The following is a 15,631-nucleotide window of genomic DNA, read 5'->3' on the forward strand; positions in this document are numbered from 1 at the left end:
CCGGGAGCACGGCGGTGCGCCCGCTGAGTGCACCGGTCATGGATGTTTGCGGGCTCGGAGGACGGTGTCGTGCAGGGTGATCTCGCCTTCGCCGTGGCCGGTGGCCGATCGGGTCCTGGTCTCGGCGACGGCGATGTCCCACCGGTCGGGATCGAGGTCGGCTGCGATCTCCTCGGCGGTGAAGTGCACCTGGGGTCCCGAGGCGTGCGCGGTGGAGTGGGAGTCGCAAGGGTGGTGGCCGACGACGAGCAGCGTGCCGCCCGGTGCGACCGCTGCCGCCAGCCGACCGAACAGCGCCTCGCGCGATCCCGCCGGGTGCACGTAGTGGGTGGTGACCAGATCGAAGGTTTCCTCGGTCGGTGCCCACGCGGTCAGGTCGGCCTCCACCCAGGTGATCCGGTTGGTGACCTCGCCACCGAGGGCCTCGGCGCGCTCGCGCGCGTGGTGCAGCGCGGTGGTGGCGAGGTCCACCGCCGTCACCTGCCAGCCGCGTGAGGCGAGCCAGCGGGTCTCGGTTCCGTGTCCGCATCCCGCGTCCAGTGCGGTGCCGGGCTGCAGTTGTCCGGCTTCGGCCACCAGGTGCGGATTGGGCTGCTCGCCTCGGGGTGCGGTGCGGCCGTGGTAGTGCTCTTCCCAATACGCCTTGTCGAACTCTTCGGACACGGGCGATTCCTTTCCGTGATTCACAGGCCGTGGCGACGGTCGCCCGTCACCAGTTCGCAGGTGCGGGCTTCGGAGTCGGCCGAGAACGGGTCCCGGTGGGCGGCGACCGCCTGGCGGGTGTCCTCGGTGACCAGGTCGGCGTTGATCCGGGCCGCCGCGGTGGTACCCGCCGCCGCGGCGGCACCGACCTGGGCGGCCGGATCGGTGACGTTGCCCGCGACCCACACCCCGGGCACCTCGGTACGGCCGGTCGCGTCGGCGGGGATGTGCTCGCCGATCCCCGAGGGGTGTTCCACCGCACGCAGTCCGAGCGGCTCCAGGAAGTCGGCGCGGGCGACCATGCGCGGCGACACCGCCAGCGCTTCGCGGCCGACCACCGTGCCGTCGGCGAGTCGTACGCCGGTGAGGCGGTCCTCGACGATCTCCACCGCCGCCACCGCACCGTGCACCACGCTGATACTGCGGGCGGCCAGCTGCTCCGCTTCCTCACCGGTCGGTGCCGGCCCGGTGTGGGTGAAAAGCGTGACATCGGCGCTCCACTGCCGAAACAGCAACGCCTGATGCACCGACGGTGGCCCGCAGGCCAGCACACCGATGGCCCGGTCGCGAACCTCCCATCCGTGGCAGTACGGGCAATGCAGCACGTCCCGCCCCCACCGGCCCCGCAGCCCGGGGATGTCCGGCAGCTCATCGGCCAGTCCGGCAGTCACCAGCAGCCTGCGCGCACGCACCGTCCGGCCGTCGGCCAGTGCCACGGTGAACCCTTCCCCGAACGGTCCCCGGTCCTCGCGCGCCACGGCACCGACCTCGCCGGAAATCACCTGGCCGCCACAGCCGCGAACTTCCGCCCGGCCGCGCTCCAGCAACTCGGCCGGTGGTGTCCCGTCGAGCGCCAGCAGCCCGTGCACGCCCGCGGCCGGGGCGTTGCGCGGGGCGCCCGCATCGATCACCAGCACCGACCGCCGTGCCCGAGCCAGCGTCAGCGCCCCGTTCAACCCGGCGGCGCCACCGCCGACCACCACCACGTCGTAGTCGTCTCTCGATTGCTCGGTCACCTCGACCACCTCCACGGCCACCATGCGTCCGTACCAGCCATTTCAGCAAATTTCTTTGCCGTTCTGGCAAAATGGCGGCATGGACGACGACCTCGAGCAAGCGCTCGGCGCGGCCGGGCCCCGGCTCCGCGCATTGCGGCGGCAGCACGAGACCACGCTGGCCGACCTCTCGACGGCGACCGGCATCTCGGTGAGCACCCTGTCCCGGCTGGAGTCCGGTGCCCGCCGGCCGACCCTCGAACTGCTGCTCCCGCTGGCCCGAGCCCACGGCGTCACGCTCGACGAACTCGTCGACGCCCCGCCCACCGGAGACCCGCGCGTCCACCTGCGCCCGATCACCCGCGGTGGCATGACCATGCTGCCCCTGACCCGCCGAACCGGCGGTATCCAGGCCTACAAGCTCGTGCTCCCGGCCGACAGCCGCCCCGGCGATCCGGATCCCCGAACCCACGAGGGCTACGAATGGCTCTACGTTCTCAACGGACGGCTGCGGCTCGTGCTCGGTGAACACGACCTGGTGCTCTCGCCCGGTGAAGCCGCCGAGTTCGACACCCGCACACCGCACTGGTTCGGTGCCGCCGACACCGAATCCGTCGAGTTCCTCAGCCTGTTCGGCAAGCAGGGCGAACGGGCACATTTGCGCGCCCGGCCCCGGACAACACACGCATCCGGGCGAGCCGAGTAAGGCGCCGCACGGTGCGAGCGGCGGAGCCGGAAGCTGCGCCACGCTCCGTCGAGCCCCGACATCAGGAGGCCGTCTACGGGGTCGGACGGGCCACGGCCGTTGCCTGTCTCGCCGCTGACCAGCACCGCAGTCTGTGAACAGGCCTCCACGGCACGTATCGTGGAAGGTGGCGGAGCGTTGCTGTGCACTCCGCCACCGCGCCCACGGGCGCACCTCTCTCCGGTTGCTGCGTGGTTCGGGGCCGACGCCGACCGGAGGTCCGCGGCCGTGCTGCACGCAGCACGGCCGCACCCGGGCGCGGGGAGAATCGCAGGCGCCGTTCGGGGGGCTTGCGATCTTCCCGCGCCCAACCGTACCTCTTTCGCACGTGTCCGTACCGCTACGGGCGCTGCGGGATGCAGCAACCGAAGTTCGCGGCCACGGCCATCGCGGCCGGGCCGCCGCGAGCGAGGTGGGGTTATTCTCCGCGGTGTCGCCGGTCGTCGACGAGATCGGCGTATTCCGGATGCTTGCGGATGTAGCCGGCGACGTAGGGGCACAGCGGGGTCACCCACCGGCCCTCGGCACGGGCGGCGTTCAGCGTCTCCCGCGTGAGCTGCCCGGCCAGTCCCCGGCCCCGATGGGCGGGGTCGATCTCGACATGGGGCAGCACCATCCGGTCCGGATGGCGCTGGTACTCGGCGAATCCGATCACCCGGTCCTGGAGGCGGAGCTCGAATCGGGTCTGTTCCGGGTTGTCGAGGACCTGCGCGTTGTCGGTGTGGCTCATCTCGGTGTCCCGGTCGGTATCGGTGTGACAGGCTCGCTGCCCTCACGATAGCGGTTCGTGCTCGCACGGGCCGCGCACCGCCTCGGCCCCGTGGTGGGTGGTCGGGGCGAGGCCGTCCCGAGAGGGATGTCACAACCGGCAGCGGAAACATCACCCGAGGGCCACGACGTTGTCCCGGTGGTCGAAACGCACCCGTCCCCCGGGCCACACGTGCCGGCCTTGCACCGGATCCCTCCGGTGGGAGCCGACCGGGCGTATCGACCGGCCCTCGTTTCTCTCGGCCGTGCGCTGCCGGACAGCCGCAGGGCCGACAAAAGAGGTCTTCCACAGTCAGCTCGCCGCACGCCGGCCGGGGTACGGCCCGGCTGCGGCACCACGTCATCACACACGCCTCGAAAGGGGGCGGCAGGCCATGGACGAACACGACAAGACCGACTGGCGGCATCGCGCCGCCTGCCGCGACGAGGATCCCGAACTGTTCTTTCCCATCTCCGACATGGGCCCGGGCGCCCGGCAGGCCGAGCAGGCCAAGGCCGTGTGCGCGCGCTGCCCGGTGCGTTCGGAATGCCTGAACTATGCCCTGAACAACGGGCTCAACCACGGGATTTTCGGCGGCATGACCGAACGGGAGCGGCACCAATTCAACCGCACGTCCCACAGCCGGTCCCGGGCCGCCTGACCCGCCGCGCCGGCGGGCGGCGGCTGTGGGCCGGTGCTGCTGTGTCAACAGCAGCCGACTGTGGTGCTTGTCGGGTCGCCTCACTCGGGCACGTGCCCGGATGAGGCGACCCGACTTGTCTCGGTCCCGCCCGGAAGGCGGTACCCGACCGTGCGTGACCAGCGGATATCGCTTGTTGCGGCCGGGCGGACCGGTGTGAGCTCGGGCGCGCTGCCGCGACCCCGGGCATGTGGGGGTGTTTGATCGAATCGTGACCGGTAAGGTCAGGCCCGCCGGTGGGATTCACTCGCCGGTGGTACTGGCCGCTGCTTCTCACCGAGTCGATACGGATGACACTTCAAGACGACCTTGCTCGAACGTGGTTCCAGCCGATGGACCCGAGGGAGCCCTCGCAGCAGGACCGGCAACGGCCGGAATCAGGGCCGCTGACCACTCGTGTCGTGGGCGAATTGCCGCTCGACGAGCCGCACCCTCCAGCACCGCCCGAGCCCGAACGGCTCGAAGTGACCCAGCCCTACATCCCCGCCATCAGCGACCGTCCTCCCGAGTTCGCCAAGCGTCTCAATCCCGACCGGCCTCCCGAGCCGGCCACCGGCGGGTCGGCCGTGGACGGGCCGACCACATTCACCCCACCACCTCCGGCGGCGACCGATCCCCCACCCGCTGTGGAGGCACCGACCACCGGTGTCCCCACCCACGCGCAGGGAGCCACACCGGCAGGCAGTGCCCCTTCCGGTAAACGCCGAAGCCTGGCGCGGCGCGTGGTGCGCCGAATCCTCGGCCCGGACTTGCTGCGCAAGGACCCGGCACCGAAGCAGCGCTGAGCCGGCGGCCGACGTCCGATCGCCGCCCGCATGATCTCTTCCACCGGCAGTGCGCCTTCCGCGCAGCTGCCCGCGTCCCCGTCCGCCCGAGGGTCTCTGGCAGCACCGGCCGTCGGGCCGGTGCTGCTGGTGGCCGCAGCGCTGGCGGCCGCGTTGCTGCTGACCAGCCACCGCTACGGCTACTTCGGGGACGAGCTGTACTTCCTCGCAGCCGGTCAACACCTGTCCTGGGGCTATGCCGACCAGGGTCCGGCCGTGCCGCTGATCGCCCGGATGATGCAGACGCTGGCTCCGGGCTCGCTGGTGGTGCTGCGCATTCCGCCGCTGCTGGCCACGGTGGGCTGTGTGGTGCTGGCTGCGGCCATGGCCCGGGAGCTCGGCGGCAACCGCCGAGCTCAGGTACTCGCCGCGGGTGCCTGTGCGATCTCGCCGCATTTCCTCGGTTCGGGACATCTGCTGGCGACCTGGTCGTTCGATCAGGCCTTGTGGGCGTTGATCACCTGGCTGCTCCTGCGGTGGGTGCGGTTGCATGCCCGGGGCGATCCCGATGATCGGTTGCTGCTGGGGGCCGGTCTTGTCACGGCGGCAGCCCTGCAGGTCAAGTTCCTCATCCCCGCGTTCTGGCTGGCGCTGGCCGTGGCCGTGCTGACCGACGGCCCCCGCGTGTTGCTGCGGCGCCCCCTGTTGTGGGCCGGTGGGGGCGTGGCCGTGCTGGCGAGTGTGCCCGCGCTGGTGTGGCAGGCCACGCACGGCTGGCCGCAGGCGAGCATGACCGAAACGGTGGCCACCGAGACGGGCAGCGCCTGGTCGTTTCTGGCCGTGGCCGGGAATCAGGCCGGGGCGGTCGGCGCCGTGCTCGCCGTGCTGGGCCTGTGGTTCCTGCTGCGCGCTCCCGGGTTGCGGCAGTACCGGTTTCTGGCAGGCACGACCCTGCTGCTGCTGGTGGTGTTCCTGACCGCCGGGGGCCGCCCGTACTACATCGCCGGGCTGTATCCGCTGCTGTTCGCCGCGGCGGTGGTGGGGTTGCAGCATCACCGCGTCGCGGCGGGCGTGCTGCGCCGCGGGTGGCTGATGGCCGGGATTTACGGGGTCTCGGCGGGGATGGCGATGACTGCGCTGCCGATCCTGCCCGCCTCCACGATCCGGCCGTCCGAGGTCGTCAGCACCGCCAGCCTCGGCTGGCCCGAACTGACCGCCGACGTGGCCGAGGCCTACCGCACGCTGCCGCCCGGGCAGCGCCCCGACACGGCCGTGCTCACCCACGATTACTGGTCGGCTGCTGCGATCCGGCACTACGGTCCGCAACGCGGGATCGCCGAGGTCTACAGCCCCAGCCGAGGGTTCTGGTACTTCGGGCGCCCCTCGGCGGCCACCGAGCAGGTGGTCTACCTCGGCGCCGACCGGTCGGTGCTGGCCCGCCACTTCCGCAGCGTGCGCCGGGTGGGCACGGTGCGCACCGGGCAGGCGGTGGCCACCTACTACGAGGGGATGCCGATCTGGGTCGCGCGAGGACCCGAGCAGCCGTGGCCGGTGCTGTGGCCACGGCTGCAGCACATGAGCCTGTGGGGGTGACGATCACGCGCCGGCTGCGGCCGGTTCGGTGCCGGCGGTGCAGCACCCGGAGGCATCGGCGCCGCCGGGTCCGAAGGTGGCGGAGTCGGCCTTGACGACATAGATCTCCCAGGGTTCGCGGCCGGGGCCGTGGACCCAGACCTTGTCCTGCTGGGCGTAGCAGCAGGTGCTGTCCTGCTCGGTGTCGATGGCCAGTCCCCCCTGCCGCAGGCGGGCGGTGGCCGCCGCGACTTCCTCGGTGGTGGCGACTTCGGTGCCCAGATGATCCAAGACGGTGTCCTGGCCGGTTTCCCCTTCGAGCAGCACCAGCTTCAGCGGGGGTTCGGCGAGGGCGAAGTTGGCGTATCCGGGGCGGCGCTTGGCGGGTTCGGCGCCGAGCAGCTTGGTGTAGAAGTCGATCGATCCGTCCAGGTCACCGACCCGGAGGGCGAGTTGCACGCGGGACATGCCGGCTCCTTGCTCGTGGTCTTCTGATTCGATGTGTATCGAATCAATGGTATCGGCAAGTGTGTCCCCTGTGTTGACAGATGTCAATACAGAGATATGTCGAAACAGCGGTGGGATCGGCCCGCGCCCCGACAGCCACTGCGGGCGGGGCTTCGCCGAGAACGGCGCACCGCAGGGCGGCAGGCACGTGTGACCGGCCACGTCGGTGGGCATCCCCGCAGGTGCGGTGGTTGCCGCCACAGCAACCGCCGGGCGTGAACGACGACCTCACCGCAGGACGAAAAAAGGGGAGTTCCGATGCCTCTGCTGCTGACCCGCATGGCAAACTTCACCCGCGAGATCAACCGGTGCCGCAACTGCATGTACGGCCGCACCACGCGCAGCGACCGGGGCAGCCGTCAGTAGCCGTCCCACTGCAGTCCTCTCCCACTGCGCCGCACCCGCAACCCGGCTACGGCGCCGACATCCGCACCCGCCCCACCGCGTGAACCCGTCCGCCGGTCGAAGCCCCGGCCGCGACTGCCCGGAGCCGCCCGGGGCCGAGGGCGCGGTTCGACGCAGGAGGGCGGGAAGCAGGCCTGGGGCAACCGCGTCGACCGAGGAGCAACCGTGGTGAATCCGAGCATCCCGCAGCGGCACTCGCCGCTGGCACCCCCCGGGGAACCGACGAGCCGCTGGCGGGCCACGCTGGACGCGGGAGCCAAGGTGCTGCAGGAGACCGGTCCGCTGCACGGATTCGACGTGTACGTGGTGGGATTTCACTGCGCCAAGGGCGACCCGGACATGCAGATGGAGGCCCACCACTACTGCCGGGTGGTCAACGACGAGATGCTGCAGTGCGTGCTGTTCGACGGCAACACCACCGAGGCGAACCTGATCGGGATCGAATACATCGTCTCCGAGCAGCTGTTTGCCACCTTGTCGCAGGAGGAGAAGTCCTTGTGGCATCCGCACAACTTCGAGGTGCTGTCCGGGCAGCTGGTGGCCCCCGGGCTGCCGGAAAAGGCGGAAAAGGCCTTGATGAAGTTGCTGGTGAACTCCTACGGCAAGACCTGGCACACCTGGCACACCGGCCGCCACGACGGCGAGCCGGGCACGGCGTTGCCGCAGGGAGAACCGACGCTGATGTGGTCGTTCAACCGCGAGGGGGAATGCGACCCGGCGCTGGCCGCCGATCGCAACCGGCTGCTGGATATCGATACCGCGGCCAAATCCGCCGACCGGCAGGACTTCGTGCCGCTGGCCCGTCCACAGCACGGTGTCGACGACATGGCCGCGGACTTCACCGACACCCGCCCCATCCCCGGGGTGGTCGACGAGCGGGCCGAGGAGCGCCCGGACCACGGCTGAGCGTGCCGGTTCACCCGGCCTTCGGCCGATGTCGGCCCGGCCGGGGATTCAGGGGGCGGTGAGCACCCGCGGGCCGTGCTCGGTGACGGCCACCGTGTGCTGCACGTGGGCGGATCGCGAGCCGTCGCCGGTGTGCAGCGACCCGTCGGCGGCGCGTTCGAGGTCCTGCCGGCCGCCGGCCAGCAGCACCGGCGCGATCGTCACCACCATGCCGGGACGCAGCGGGGTTCCCTGCCCGGGCCGCCCGTCGTTGGGCACGAACGGGTCCTGACGCTGCTGCCGCCCGATGCCGTGACCACCGAGCCGAGCGGGAACGCCGTATCCGCCGCTACGGCTCACCACCCCGATCGCGCGGGCGATGTCGCCGGTGTGGTGGCCGGGCACCGCTGCGGCGATACCGTCCTGCAGCGCCTGCCGCGCCGTGTCCGCCAGCACCACATCCTCCTGGCGAGGGGTGCCGACCGGAACGGTCATCGCCGCGGCGGCATGCCACCCGTCGAGGCAGGCGCGGCAGTCGATGCTGAGCAGGTCCCCGCCGGTCAGGTGATAGCGCCCGGGGAGGCCGTGCAGGACGACGTCGTTGACCGAGGTCGCCACCATCTGCGGAAACGGGGTGGGTGCTCGGCTCGGTCGGTGGTGCGCCTCCGCCGGTGTCGCCCCGGCCTCGGCGAGAACCGTCCCGGCGAGCTCGTCGAGCTCGGCCAGGGCCGTGCCGGGCCGGGCGTGGCGGCGCACCGTGGCGAGCACGTCGGCCACCACCAGCCCCGTCCGGCCCATCGCGTCGAGCTCCGTGGGAGTCCTGAGTTCGATCATGTTCCACTCCGGGTATTCCGGCAGAGGCCCGCTCGTGTTCGGCCGCCGCACTGCCGAAGGGGCCCGGCAGCATCGCTTGCGAACGTGACGCTGTTTCAGCGTTCGTCGTCCGGGCCGGCGCGCTGAAACGACGTGGTCAGGGTGTGGTTCTTCGTGGGCCCGGCCACCGTCCAGAGCTGCTGCCAGTGGTCCGGGCCGAACACGTGGAACTCGCCGCGGTAGAGATCGTCGCGGCACGGGTGCCGGGTGCGCCACCAGCCGGTGCGCAGGTCCAGGTCGTGGAAGAAGTCGCCGTAGTCGAACGAGACCTGTGCCTGTCCCGGCCCGATGATGCGGTATCGCAGCCTGCGGTGGGCCGGTCCCCGGTAGGTGTCCCACTGCAGGGTGCCCTGCTCGTGATACATCAGCGTGTCGGTCTCGGCGGTGAACGTTGCCGTTCCGGTGAACGTGCCCCGGGGTGTTCCCGCCGCGTCGGTGATCCGCCGCTGCAGCAGCCACCGGCCGGTCAGGTAGCCGGCCAGATCCGAGACCGGATGCATGGGCCCGCCCTCAGGCTCCGGTCGAGCCACCGACCACCGCCTCGGATGCGGATTCCTGCTCGTCCTTCGGCGGCAGCACCCCGGACAGGTCCGAGCCGGTGTCGTTGGTCTTGATCACGAACGGCCGCGTTTCGGTGTAGCGCACCACGCTGATCGAGCACGGCTCGACCACGATCCGCTGGAAGCTGTCCAGATGCAGCCCCAGCGCGTCGGCCAGCACCGACTTGATCACATCGCCGTGGCTGCAGGCCGCCCACACCGCGTTCGCACCGTGCTCGGCGGTGATGCGCGCATCGTGCTCGCGGAGGGCGGCCACCGCGCGGGCCTGCACCTGCGCAAGTCCCTCACCGCCGGGAAACACCGCCGCGGACGGGTGCTGCTGCACCACTTTCCACAGCGGCTCCTCGGTCAGTTCCTTGAGGGCGCGGCCGGTCCAGTCGCCGTAATCGACCTCCGCCAGACGCGGCTCGGGCGTGGGAGTCAGGCCGCGCTCTGCGGCCAGCCCGGCCACCGTGTCCGTGCACCGCTGCAGCGGCGAGGTCACCATCGCATGCAGCGGGATGTCGGCGAGCCGGCCGAGCAGCCCTCCCGCCTGCCCGGTACCGGTCTCGTCGAGACCGATTCCGCCGGTGCGTCCGGCCAGAGTGCCCGAACCGTTGGCCGCCGAGCGTGCATGCCGCAGCAGGATGAGAGTCGCCACGGCGCCGAGGGTACGACCCGGCCCGGCCGGGCGGGCCGGGCCCCCGGCGCTGCATCAGGGGTGCATCACCCCGAATCCCAGCAGCGCATACACCAGCAGGCCCACCACGACCCGCCACCACACGAACAGGTGGACGCTGTGACGCTGCACGTAGTGCAGCAGCCAGGCGATGCAGGCATAGCCGACCAGGCCCGCCAGCACCGTGGCCACGACCATCTGGGCCACGCTCGGCTGCAGACCCGGGCCGGCGGCGTCGAACACGTGCTGCAGTTCCAACAGGCCTGCGCCGAACACCGCCGGGATCGCCAGCAGGAACGAGAAACGCACCGCCGTGGGGCGGTCCAGCCCCAGTGCCAGGCCCGCGGTGATCGTGCCCCCGGAGCGCGACACTCCCGGCACCAGCGCCAACGATTGGGCCAGCCCCATCAGCACTCCGTCCCGCAGCTGCAGCTGCTGCTGGGTGCGAACCTGGCGCCCGTAGTGCTCGGCCAGCCCCAGCAGCAGGCCGAACACGATCAAGGTGGTCGCGGTGATCCACAAACTGCGCAACGCCCCCCGGATCAGGTCCTGGAAGAAAAAGCCCAGTATCCCGATCGGGATGCTGCCCACGATGACGTACCAGGCCAGCCGGTAGTCCTGCGTGCGGCGCACCGCGGCATCACCGAACCCGCGAAACCAGGTTGTCACCAGCCGCGCGATATCGCCGAAGAAGTAAATGACCACCGCCAGTTCGGTGCCCAGCTGTGTCACCGCCGTGAACGAGGCGCCCGCGTCGGCGCCGAAGAACAACTGCGACACGATCCGCAAATGTCCGGACGAGGAGACCGGCAAGAACTCGGTCAATCCCTGTACCACCGCAAGCACCACGGCCTGCAACCACGTCAACGAAACCCACTCCCACATGCCTCGACAGCTCGTGCGCGCCACCTGCGCACGCTTGTATGACCCCTGGCCGACGATCTTGCAATACGCACCCACCGTCCCCAGGACGCCCCGCACCTGCACCGGAAACCGCATCACCGCAGGGCACGGCGGCTCCGTCCGCTCGCCGCCGGTGCTCGCCACCGTGTGGCGCCTTCTCGGTACCCCCGACGGCATCGGTGTGATCCGGCCCACGATCGTGCCGGGGGACGGTGCCGGTCCTGCTCACCGGGCACGGCCTGCAACAGTTCCGGCACGGACCGAATAAGCTCCCCACCGTGGATCATCGACAGCTCGGCCGCAGCGGCCTGCGCGTCTCCCGGCTCGCGCTCGGCACGATGACGTGGGGACACGGCACCGACACCGACGAAGCAGCCGACCAACTGGCCACGTTCTGCGAGGCGGGCGGCACCCTCGTCGACACCGCTGATGTCTACCAGGACGGCCACAGCGAACAAATCCTCGGCGAGCTTCTCGGCACCGTCGTCGCCCGCGACGACATCATCGTGGCCACCAAGGCCGTGGCGCGCCGCACCGACGGCCCGTTCGGGGGCGGCGCCTCCCGCGGCGCGCTGCTGACCGCACTCGAGGGATCCCTGCGGCGGCTGCAGGTCGACCACATCGACCTGTGGCAACTGCACGCCTGGGATCCGTCGGTGCCGCTGGAGGAAACTCTCGCCGCCCTGGAGACCGCCGTGACCGGCGGCAAAGTCCGCTACATCGGGGTGTCCAACTACACCGGTTGGCAATTGGCCACCGCGGCGACGCTGCAACAGGCCCGGCCGGGCCGCAGCCCTCTGGTCTCGACGCAGCTGGAGTACTCGTTGCTGGAACGCGGCGGAGAACACGAGATCGTTCCGGCGGCCCAGCACCACGGTATCGGTCTGCTGCCCTGGGCTCCTCTCGGACGTGGCGTGTTGACCGGCAAGTACCGCAACGGCACGCCGGCCGATTCCCGCGGCGCCGACTCGCGGCTGGCCCGCTACGTCGAACATCACCGCACCGAACGCGCCACCCGCATCGTGCAGGCCGTGTTCACCGCCGCCGAGGGACTCGGAACCTCGCCCCTGGCCGTGGCGCTGGCCTGGATCCGCGACCGTCCCGGTGTCGCCGCTCCCGTGGTCGGTGCCCGTAACGCCACCCAGCTGACCATGGCGCTGACGTCCGAGGACATCCACCTGCCCGCGGCCATCCAGGCCGCACTCGACGATGTCAGTGCCGGTGAGCACGCCCCCGCTGTGACCAGCGGGTAATCGAGAACACGACATTCGACCCCACCCGCAGGGGTGACGCGCCGGTCGGTGTCGGGGATGCTGGACACGGAGACTTTCCGCCCACTCACGGCGGTGTTCACCTCGAGGAGGTCGTCGGTGCGTCGTCTGGTAGTCGCCTGCCTTGCCGTCTGCGCACTGCTGGCAGGATGCGGTACCACCGGCACCGGAAGCCCCCTGCAGGTCACCGATACGCTCGTCGCCGCCCGCCCGGACCGGTCCCCACCGACCGGCACCGCCCCGGCCGGCACGGTTCTGCCGGGTCCTCCGGCCGACCTCAGTGCCTTCGATCCCGCCACCCACACGCTGGTGCTGGCCGGCGCCGATCGCCCCGCACTCACTCTGATCGACCCCCGCGCACCGGAGCAGCGCTCCCGCACCATCGCGCTGCCCAGCCCCGCCGCCGGTCTGCACCTCACAGGCGGGACCGTGCTCGCCGCCCTTCCCGACCACGGCAGCGTCGCCCGCGTCGACCTGCGCAGCGGCAGCGTCGAGCACACCGCGGTGCCGAACCGGCCCGTCGACGCCGTGGAGACGAACGGGCGCCTCGTCGTGGCACGGCAGGGCAGCAAGGACATCGCCGTCCTCGACGGCGGCACCCTCGTGCGCACCATCGGCGGCTTCAACGGCCCGGCACGACTGCTGCGGCAGAGCAGGCAGGAGGTCCTCGTGCTGGACCGGCTGGCCACCTCCCTGACGCCGGTGAACATCGTCACCGGCGACAAAGGGGCCGCGCTCCGCGCCGGGGAGGGCGCCACCCACGCCGTCACCGACCGCTACGGGCGCGCGCTGACCGTGGACACCCGCGGCGGTGAGTTCCTGGCCTTTGCGACCGACCCGCTCATCCTGAAGCAGCGCTACCCCGTGTCCGGGTCCCCCTTCGGGCTTACCTACGACCCCACCCGCGACCTCGCCTGGATCACCTTGACCGCCCGCAACGAACTCGTCGCCTACGACGTCGCCGGCGGCCAGCCGGAGGAAAAGCACCGGCTTCCCACCGTGCGTCAACCCGAGGCGGTCTCGGTCGATCCCGACACCGGAACGGTCTACGTCGCCTCGGCAACCGGACGGGGAATACAGGTGGTGACAGTGTGAGTAGCACGCGAACCGACAGCAAACGGCAGGCCGGCGATTCCGATTGGGAATACCGGCCGCTGCGCCTTCCGGCGGGAATCACCCGGTTGAGCGCGGCGACCCAGTTGTCCATCCACGCCGAATTCGCCGGATGGGAATTGTCCCGGGTACTGCTGTATTCCGACGGCAGCCGTCAGGTCTGGCTGCGGCGACGCCGCACCACACCCGGGATCCCGGAACCGCCGACCTGATCCCGGGGCGGGTCCGGTGGTCACGGCACCCGGTGGGGCCGTTCCGGTGTCGCGAACTTCGCGGTGATCAGTTCCTCGGCGCGGTGTTGCTCTGCGGTGGTGACCGTATCGCCGACCAGTCCGTGCCTGCGGCGGGCCGAAATGGACGCGAGGCGGGCAGGATCGCAGACTGTGGTGCGTGGCGAGGTCGTCCAGCGGCGAGTCCGTGCTGTCGCGGGTGGTGCGGATCGTCGAGGTTTTCGATGCCGAGACGCCGGCTCTGCGGGTCTCCGAGATCGCCCGGCGGGCGCAGCTGCACATTGCCACCGCATCGCGGCTGATCGAAGAGCTCGTCGGCTACGGCTGGTTGCAGCGCGACGCCGACCGGCGAGTGCGGATCGGGGTGCGGATGTGGGAGCTGGCCTCGCGAGCGTCTCCCGCCCTGGGACTGCGCGAAGCGGCGATGCCGTTTCTGGAGGACCTGCACGCCGTCGTCGGGCATCATGTCCAGCTCGGTGTTCGAGACGGTGACGAGGTCCTGTTCCTCGAGCGGCTGTCCGCCCCGGGGGCCGTCATCAACGTCACGCGCATCGCCGGCCGGATTCCCCTGCACGCGTCCTCCTCCGGGGTCGTGCTGCTGGCGCATGCTCCCGGCCACGTGCAGGAAAAGGTACTCGCCGGCCCGTTGCGGGCCTACACGCCGCACACGATCGTCGATCCCAAGCAGCTGCGGGGGCTGCTCGCCGACGTACGCAGAGGCGGGGTCGCCGTGTGTCGCGGCTTCATCGACGTCCGTGCCACGGGTGTGGCCGTGCCGCTGCGTGACGCGGACAACACGGTGGTCGCGGCGTTGTCGGCGGTCGTGCCCAACGACGACAACGCCCGTGTGCACATTCCCGCCCTGCAGGCCGCCGCGCGCGGTATCTCCCGCGCCATGGGCGTCCATGCCCCGCGAGACGGATCACAGCATTTCTCTTATTGAATGAGAATGCTGTAGTGGTGTGCACCACGGCCGCTTCATCCTCGGCGTCAATCACGGACCCGAGGAGCAGCAATGGCAATGGAATCCACCCCTGCGGGTGCAGCGACGGCGATCGAACTGCGTGTCGCCGCCAGGACCGAGGTGGCCGACGGGGTCGTCACGCTGACCCTGCAGCATCCCCGCGGCAAGCGCCTGCCGGACTGGGCTCCCGGAGCGCATGTGGACCTGACGCTGCCGTGCGGACTGACCCGGCAGTACTCGCTGTGCGGAAACCGGTGGGACGCCTACACCTACCGCGTCGGGGTGCTGCGGGAAGCCGACAGCCGCGGCGGCTCGGCCTTCATCCACGACGAGTTGACCGAAGGTGCGCGGGTCGCGCTCGGTGGGCCGCGCAACAACTTCGCGCTCGTGCCGTCACCGCGGTACGTGTTCATCGCAGGCGGCATCGGGATCACCCCGCTGCTGCCCATGATCGCCCAGGCCGAGATGGTCGGCGCCGACTGGCGGTTGCTCTACGGCGGGCGTTGCCGGGCCTCGATGGCATTTCTGGACGAACTGCACGCCTACGGCGACAAGGTCACCGTCGCCCCGCAGGACGAGGACGGCCTGCTGGACCTGTCGGCGTGGCTGCCCGCGCCACGCCAGGACACCAAGGTGTACTGCTGCGGGCCCGGCCCGCTGCTGGATGCCGTGGAGCGCCGCTGCGCCGACTGGCCGGCCGGTCTGCTGCGCACGGAACGCTTCCTGGCCAAGGACCAGACCCCGGTCCGCAGCGAGGCCTTCGAGGTCGAACTGCGCCGTTCGGGAGTGTCGCTGACGGTGCCGCCGGATCAATCCGTGCTGCAGGCGATGAACACGGCCGGAGTCCACGTGCTCTCGTCGTGCCGCCAGGGACTGTGCGGAACGTGTGAAACCACCGTGCTCGCCGGCGAACCCGACCACCGGGACTCGATCCTCGACGACGAGGAGCGCGCACACGGCGACTGCCTGTTTCCCTGCGTGTCCCGCTCCTGCACCGACCGCCTCGTTTTGGACCTGTGAGCCTGTCCCCGCCTGC

Annotated in this window: 18 protein-coding genes; 10 read left to right on the forward strand and 8 right to left on the reverse strand. The window is 70.8% G+C overall.

What is annotated here, in order from left to right:
• Positions 1–36 precede the first annotated feature (36 nt).
• Both DFQ14_RS05380 and DFQ14_RS05385 read right to left on the reverse strand, forming a co-directional pair.
• On the reverse strand, positions 37–663 hold the full coding sequence (locus DFQ14_RS05380) for a class I SAM-dependent methyltransferase (protein ID WP_114451919.1): 627 nt from the start codon (positions 661–663) through the stop codon (positions 37–39).
• A gap of 20 nt (positions 664–683) precedes the next feature.
• A complete protein-coding gene (locus DFQ14_RS05385; protein WP_179951500.1) occupies positions 684–1,742 on the reverse strand; it encodes an NAD(P)/FAD-dependent oxidoreductase in 1,059 nt (352 codons plus the stop codon).
• Between the two features lie 55 nt (positions 1,743–1,797).
• Here DFQ14_RS05385 and DFQ14_RS05390 point away from each other — a divergent pair, with 55 nt between their 5' ends.
• Entirely contained in the window at positions 1,798–2,403 is a 606-nt protein-coding gene (locus DFQ14_RS05390) for a helix-turn-helix domain-containing protein (RefSeq protein ID WP_114451920.1), read from the forward strand.
• A 457-nt stretch (positions 2,404–2,860) separates the two neighbouring features.
• On the opposite strand, the gene DFQ14_RS05395 is transcribed toward DFQ14_RS05390, so the two are convergent.
• Positions 2,861–3,172: a GNAT family N-acetyltransferase gene (locus DFQ14_RS05395; protein ID WP_114451921.1), complete on the reverse strand. Its 312-nt coding sequence runs from the start codon at positions 3,170–3,172 to the stop codon at positions 2,861–2,863.
• 412 nt (positions 3,173–3,584) lie between these two features.
• Between DFQ14_RS05395 and DFQ14_RS05400 the strand changes: the two genes are divergently transcribed.
• From DFQ14_RS05400 to DFQ14_RS05410, 3 genes are all read left to right on the forward strand, one after another.
• A complete protein-coding gene (locus DFQ14_RS05400) occupies positions 3,585–3,851 on the forward strand; it encodes a WhiB family transcriptional regulator (RefSeq protein WP_114451922.1) in 267 nt (88 codons plus the stop codon).
• 371 nt (positions 3,852–4,222) lie between these two features.
• Positions 4,223–4,675 (forward strand): hypothetical protein, encoded by a 453-nt coding sequence (locus DFQ14_RS05405; RefSeq protein ID WP_246195354.1) that lies wholly within the window; start codon positions 4,223–4,225, stop codon positions 4,673–4,675.
• 30 nt (positions 4,676–4,705) lie between these two features.
• A complete protein-coding gene (locus DFQ14_RS05410; RefSeq protein WP_114451923.1) occupies positions 4,706–6,247 on the forward strand; it encodes a glycosyltransferase family 39 protein in 1,542 nt (513 codons plus the stop codon).
• Between the two features lie 3 nt (positions 6,248–6,250).
• Here DFQ14_RS05410 and DFQ14_RS05415 read toward each other — a convergent pair whose 3' ends face one another.
• On the reverse strand, positions 6,251–6,694 hold the full coding sequence (locus DFQ14_RS05415) for an ArsI/CadI family heavy metal resistance metalloenzyme (protein ID WP_114451924.1): 444 nt from the start codon (positions 6,692–6,694) through the stop codon (positions 6,251–6,253).
• Between the two features lie 609 nt (positions 6,695–7,303).
• Between DFQ14_RS05415 and DFQ14_RS05420 the strand changes: the two genes are divergently transcribed.
• Positions 7,304–8,044 (forward strand): OBAP family protein, encoded by a 741-nt coding sequence (locus DFQ14_RS05420; RefSeq protein WP_246195356.1) that lies wholly within the window; start codon positions 7,304–7,306, stop codon positions 8,042–8,044.
• A gap of 48 nt (positions 8,045–8,092) precedes the next feature.
• On the opposite strand, the gene map is transcribed toward DFQ14_RS05420, so the two are convergent.
• The 4 genes from map to DFQ14_RS05440 form a co-directional block, all read right to left on the reverse strand.
• A complete protein-coding gene (gene map, locus DFQ14_RS05425) occupies positions 8,093–8,857 on the reverse strand; it encodes a type I methionyl aminopeptidase (protein WP_114451925.1) in 765 nt (254 codons plus the stop codon).
• A 95-nt stretch (positions 8,858–8,952) separates the two neighbouring features.
• On the reverse strand, positions 8,953–9,396 hold the full coding sequence (locus DFQ14_RS05430) for a DUF6314 family protein (RefSeq protein ID WP_114451926.1): 444 nt from the start codon (positions 9,394–9,396) through the stop codon (positions 8,953–8,955).
• Between the two features lie 10 nt (positions 9,397–9,406).
• Entirely contained in the window at positions 9,407–10,096 is a 690-nt protein-coding gene (locus DFQ14_RS05435; RefSeq protein WP_114451927.1) for a histidine phosphatase family protein, read from the reverse strand.
• A 54-nt stretch (positions 10,097–10,150) separates the two neighbouring features.
• Positions 10,151–10,999, reverse strand: coding sequence for an undecaprenyl-diphosphate phosphatase (locus DFQ14_RS05440; protein WP_114452151.1), 849 nt, complete (start codon positions 10,997–10,999; stop codon positions 10,151–10,153).
• Positions 11,000–11,295: 296 nt separating this feature from the next.
• On the opposite strand from DFQ14_RS05440, the gene DFQ14_RS05445 reads away from it, so the two are divergent.
• From DFQ14_RS05445 to DFQ14_RS05465, 5 genes are all read left to right on the forward strand, one after another.
• On the forward strand, positions 11,296–12,270 hold the full coding sequence (locus DFQ14_RS05445) for an aldo/keto reductase (RefSeq protein WP_114452152.1): 975 nt from the start codon (positions 11,296–11,298) through the stop codon (positions 12,268–12,270).
• A 117-nt stretch (positions 12,271–12,387) separates the two neighbouring features.
• Entirely contained in the window at positions 12,388–13,383 is a 996-nt protein-coding gene (locus DFQ14_RS05450; protein WP_114452153.1) for a YncE family protein, read from the forward strand.
• Complete coding sequence (locus tag DFQ14_RS05455; RefSeq protein WP_114451928.1) at positions 13,380–13,613, forward strand: DUF5703 family protein; 234 nt, start codon at positions 13,380–13,382, stop codon at positions 13,611–13,613. The genes DFQ14_RS05450 and DFQ14_RS05455 overlap by 4 nt, the downstream gene beginning before the upstream one ends.
• 178 nt (positions 13,614–13,791) lie before the next feature.
• Entirely contained in the window at positions 13,792–14,574 is a 783-nt protein-coding gene (locus DFQ14_RS05460; RefSeq protein ID WP_114451929.1) for an IclR family transcriptional regulator, read from the forward strand.
• A 72-nt stretch (positions 14,575–14,646) separates the two neighbouring features.
• The gene (locus DFQ14_RS05465) at positions 14,647–15,615 is read left to right on the forward strand and encodes a PDR/VanB family oxidoreductase (protein ID WP_114451930.1); all 969 of its coding nucleotides are present in this window, start codon (positions 14,647–14,649) and stop codon (positions 15,613–15,615) included.
• The last annotated feature ends 16 nt before the right edge of the window (positions 15,616–15,631 follow it).

The sequence above is a fragment of the Halopolyspora algeriensis genome (assembly GCF_003337235.1).
Classification (GTDB): Bacteria; Actinomycetota; Actinomycetes; order Mycobacteriales; family Pseudonocardiaceae; genus Haloactinomyces; species Haloactinomyces algeriensis.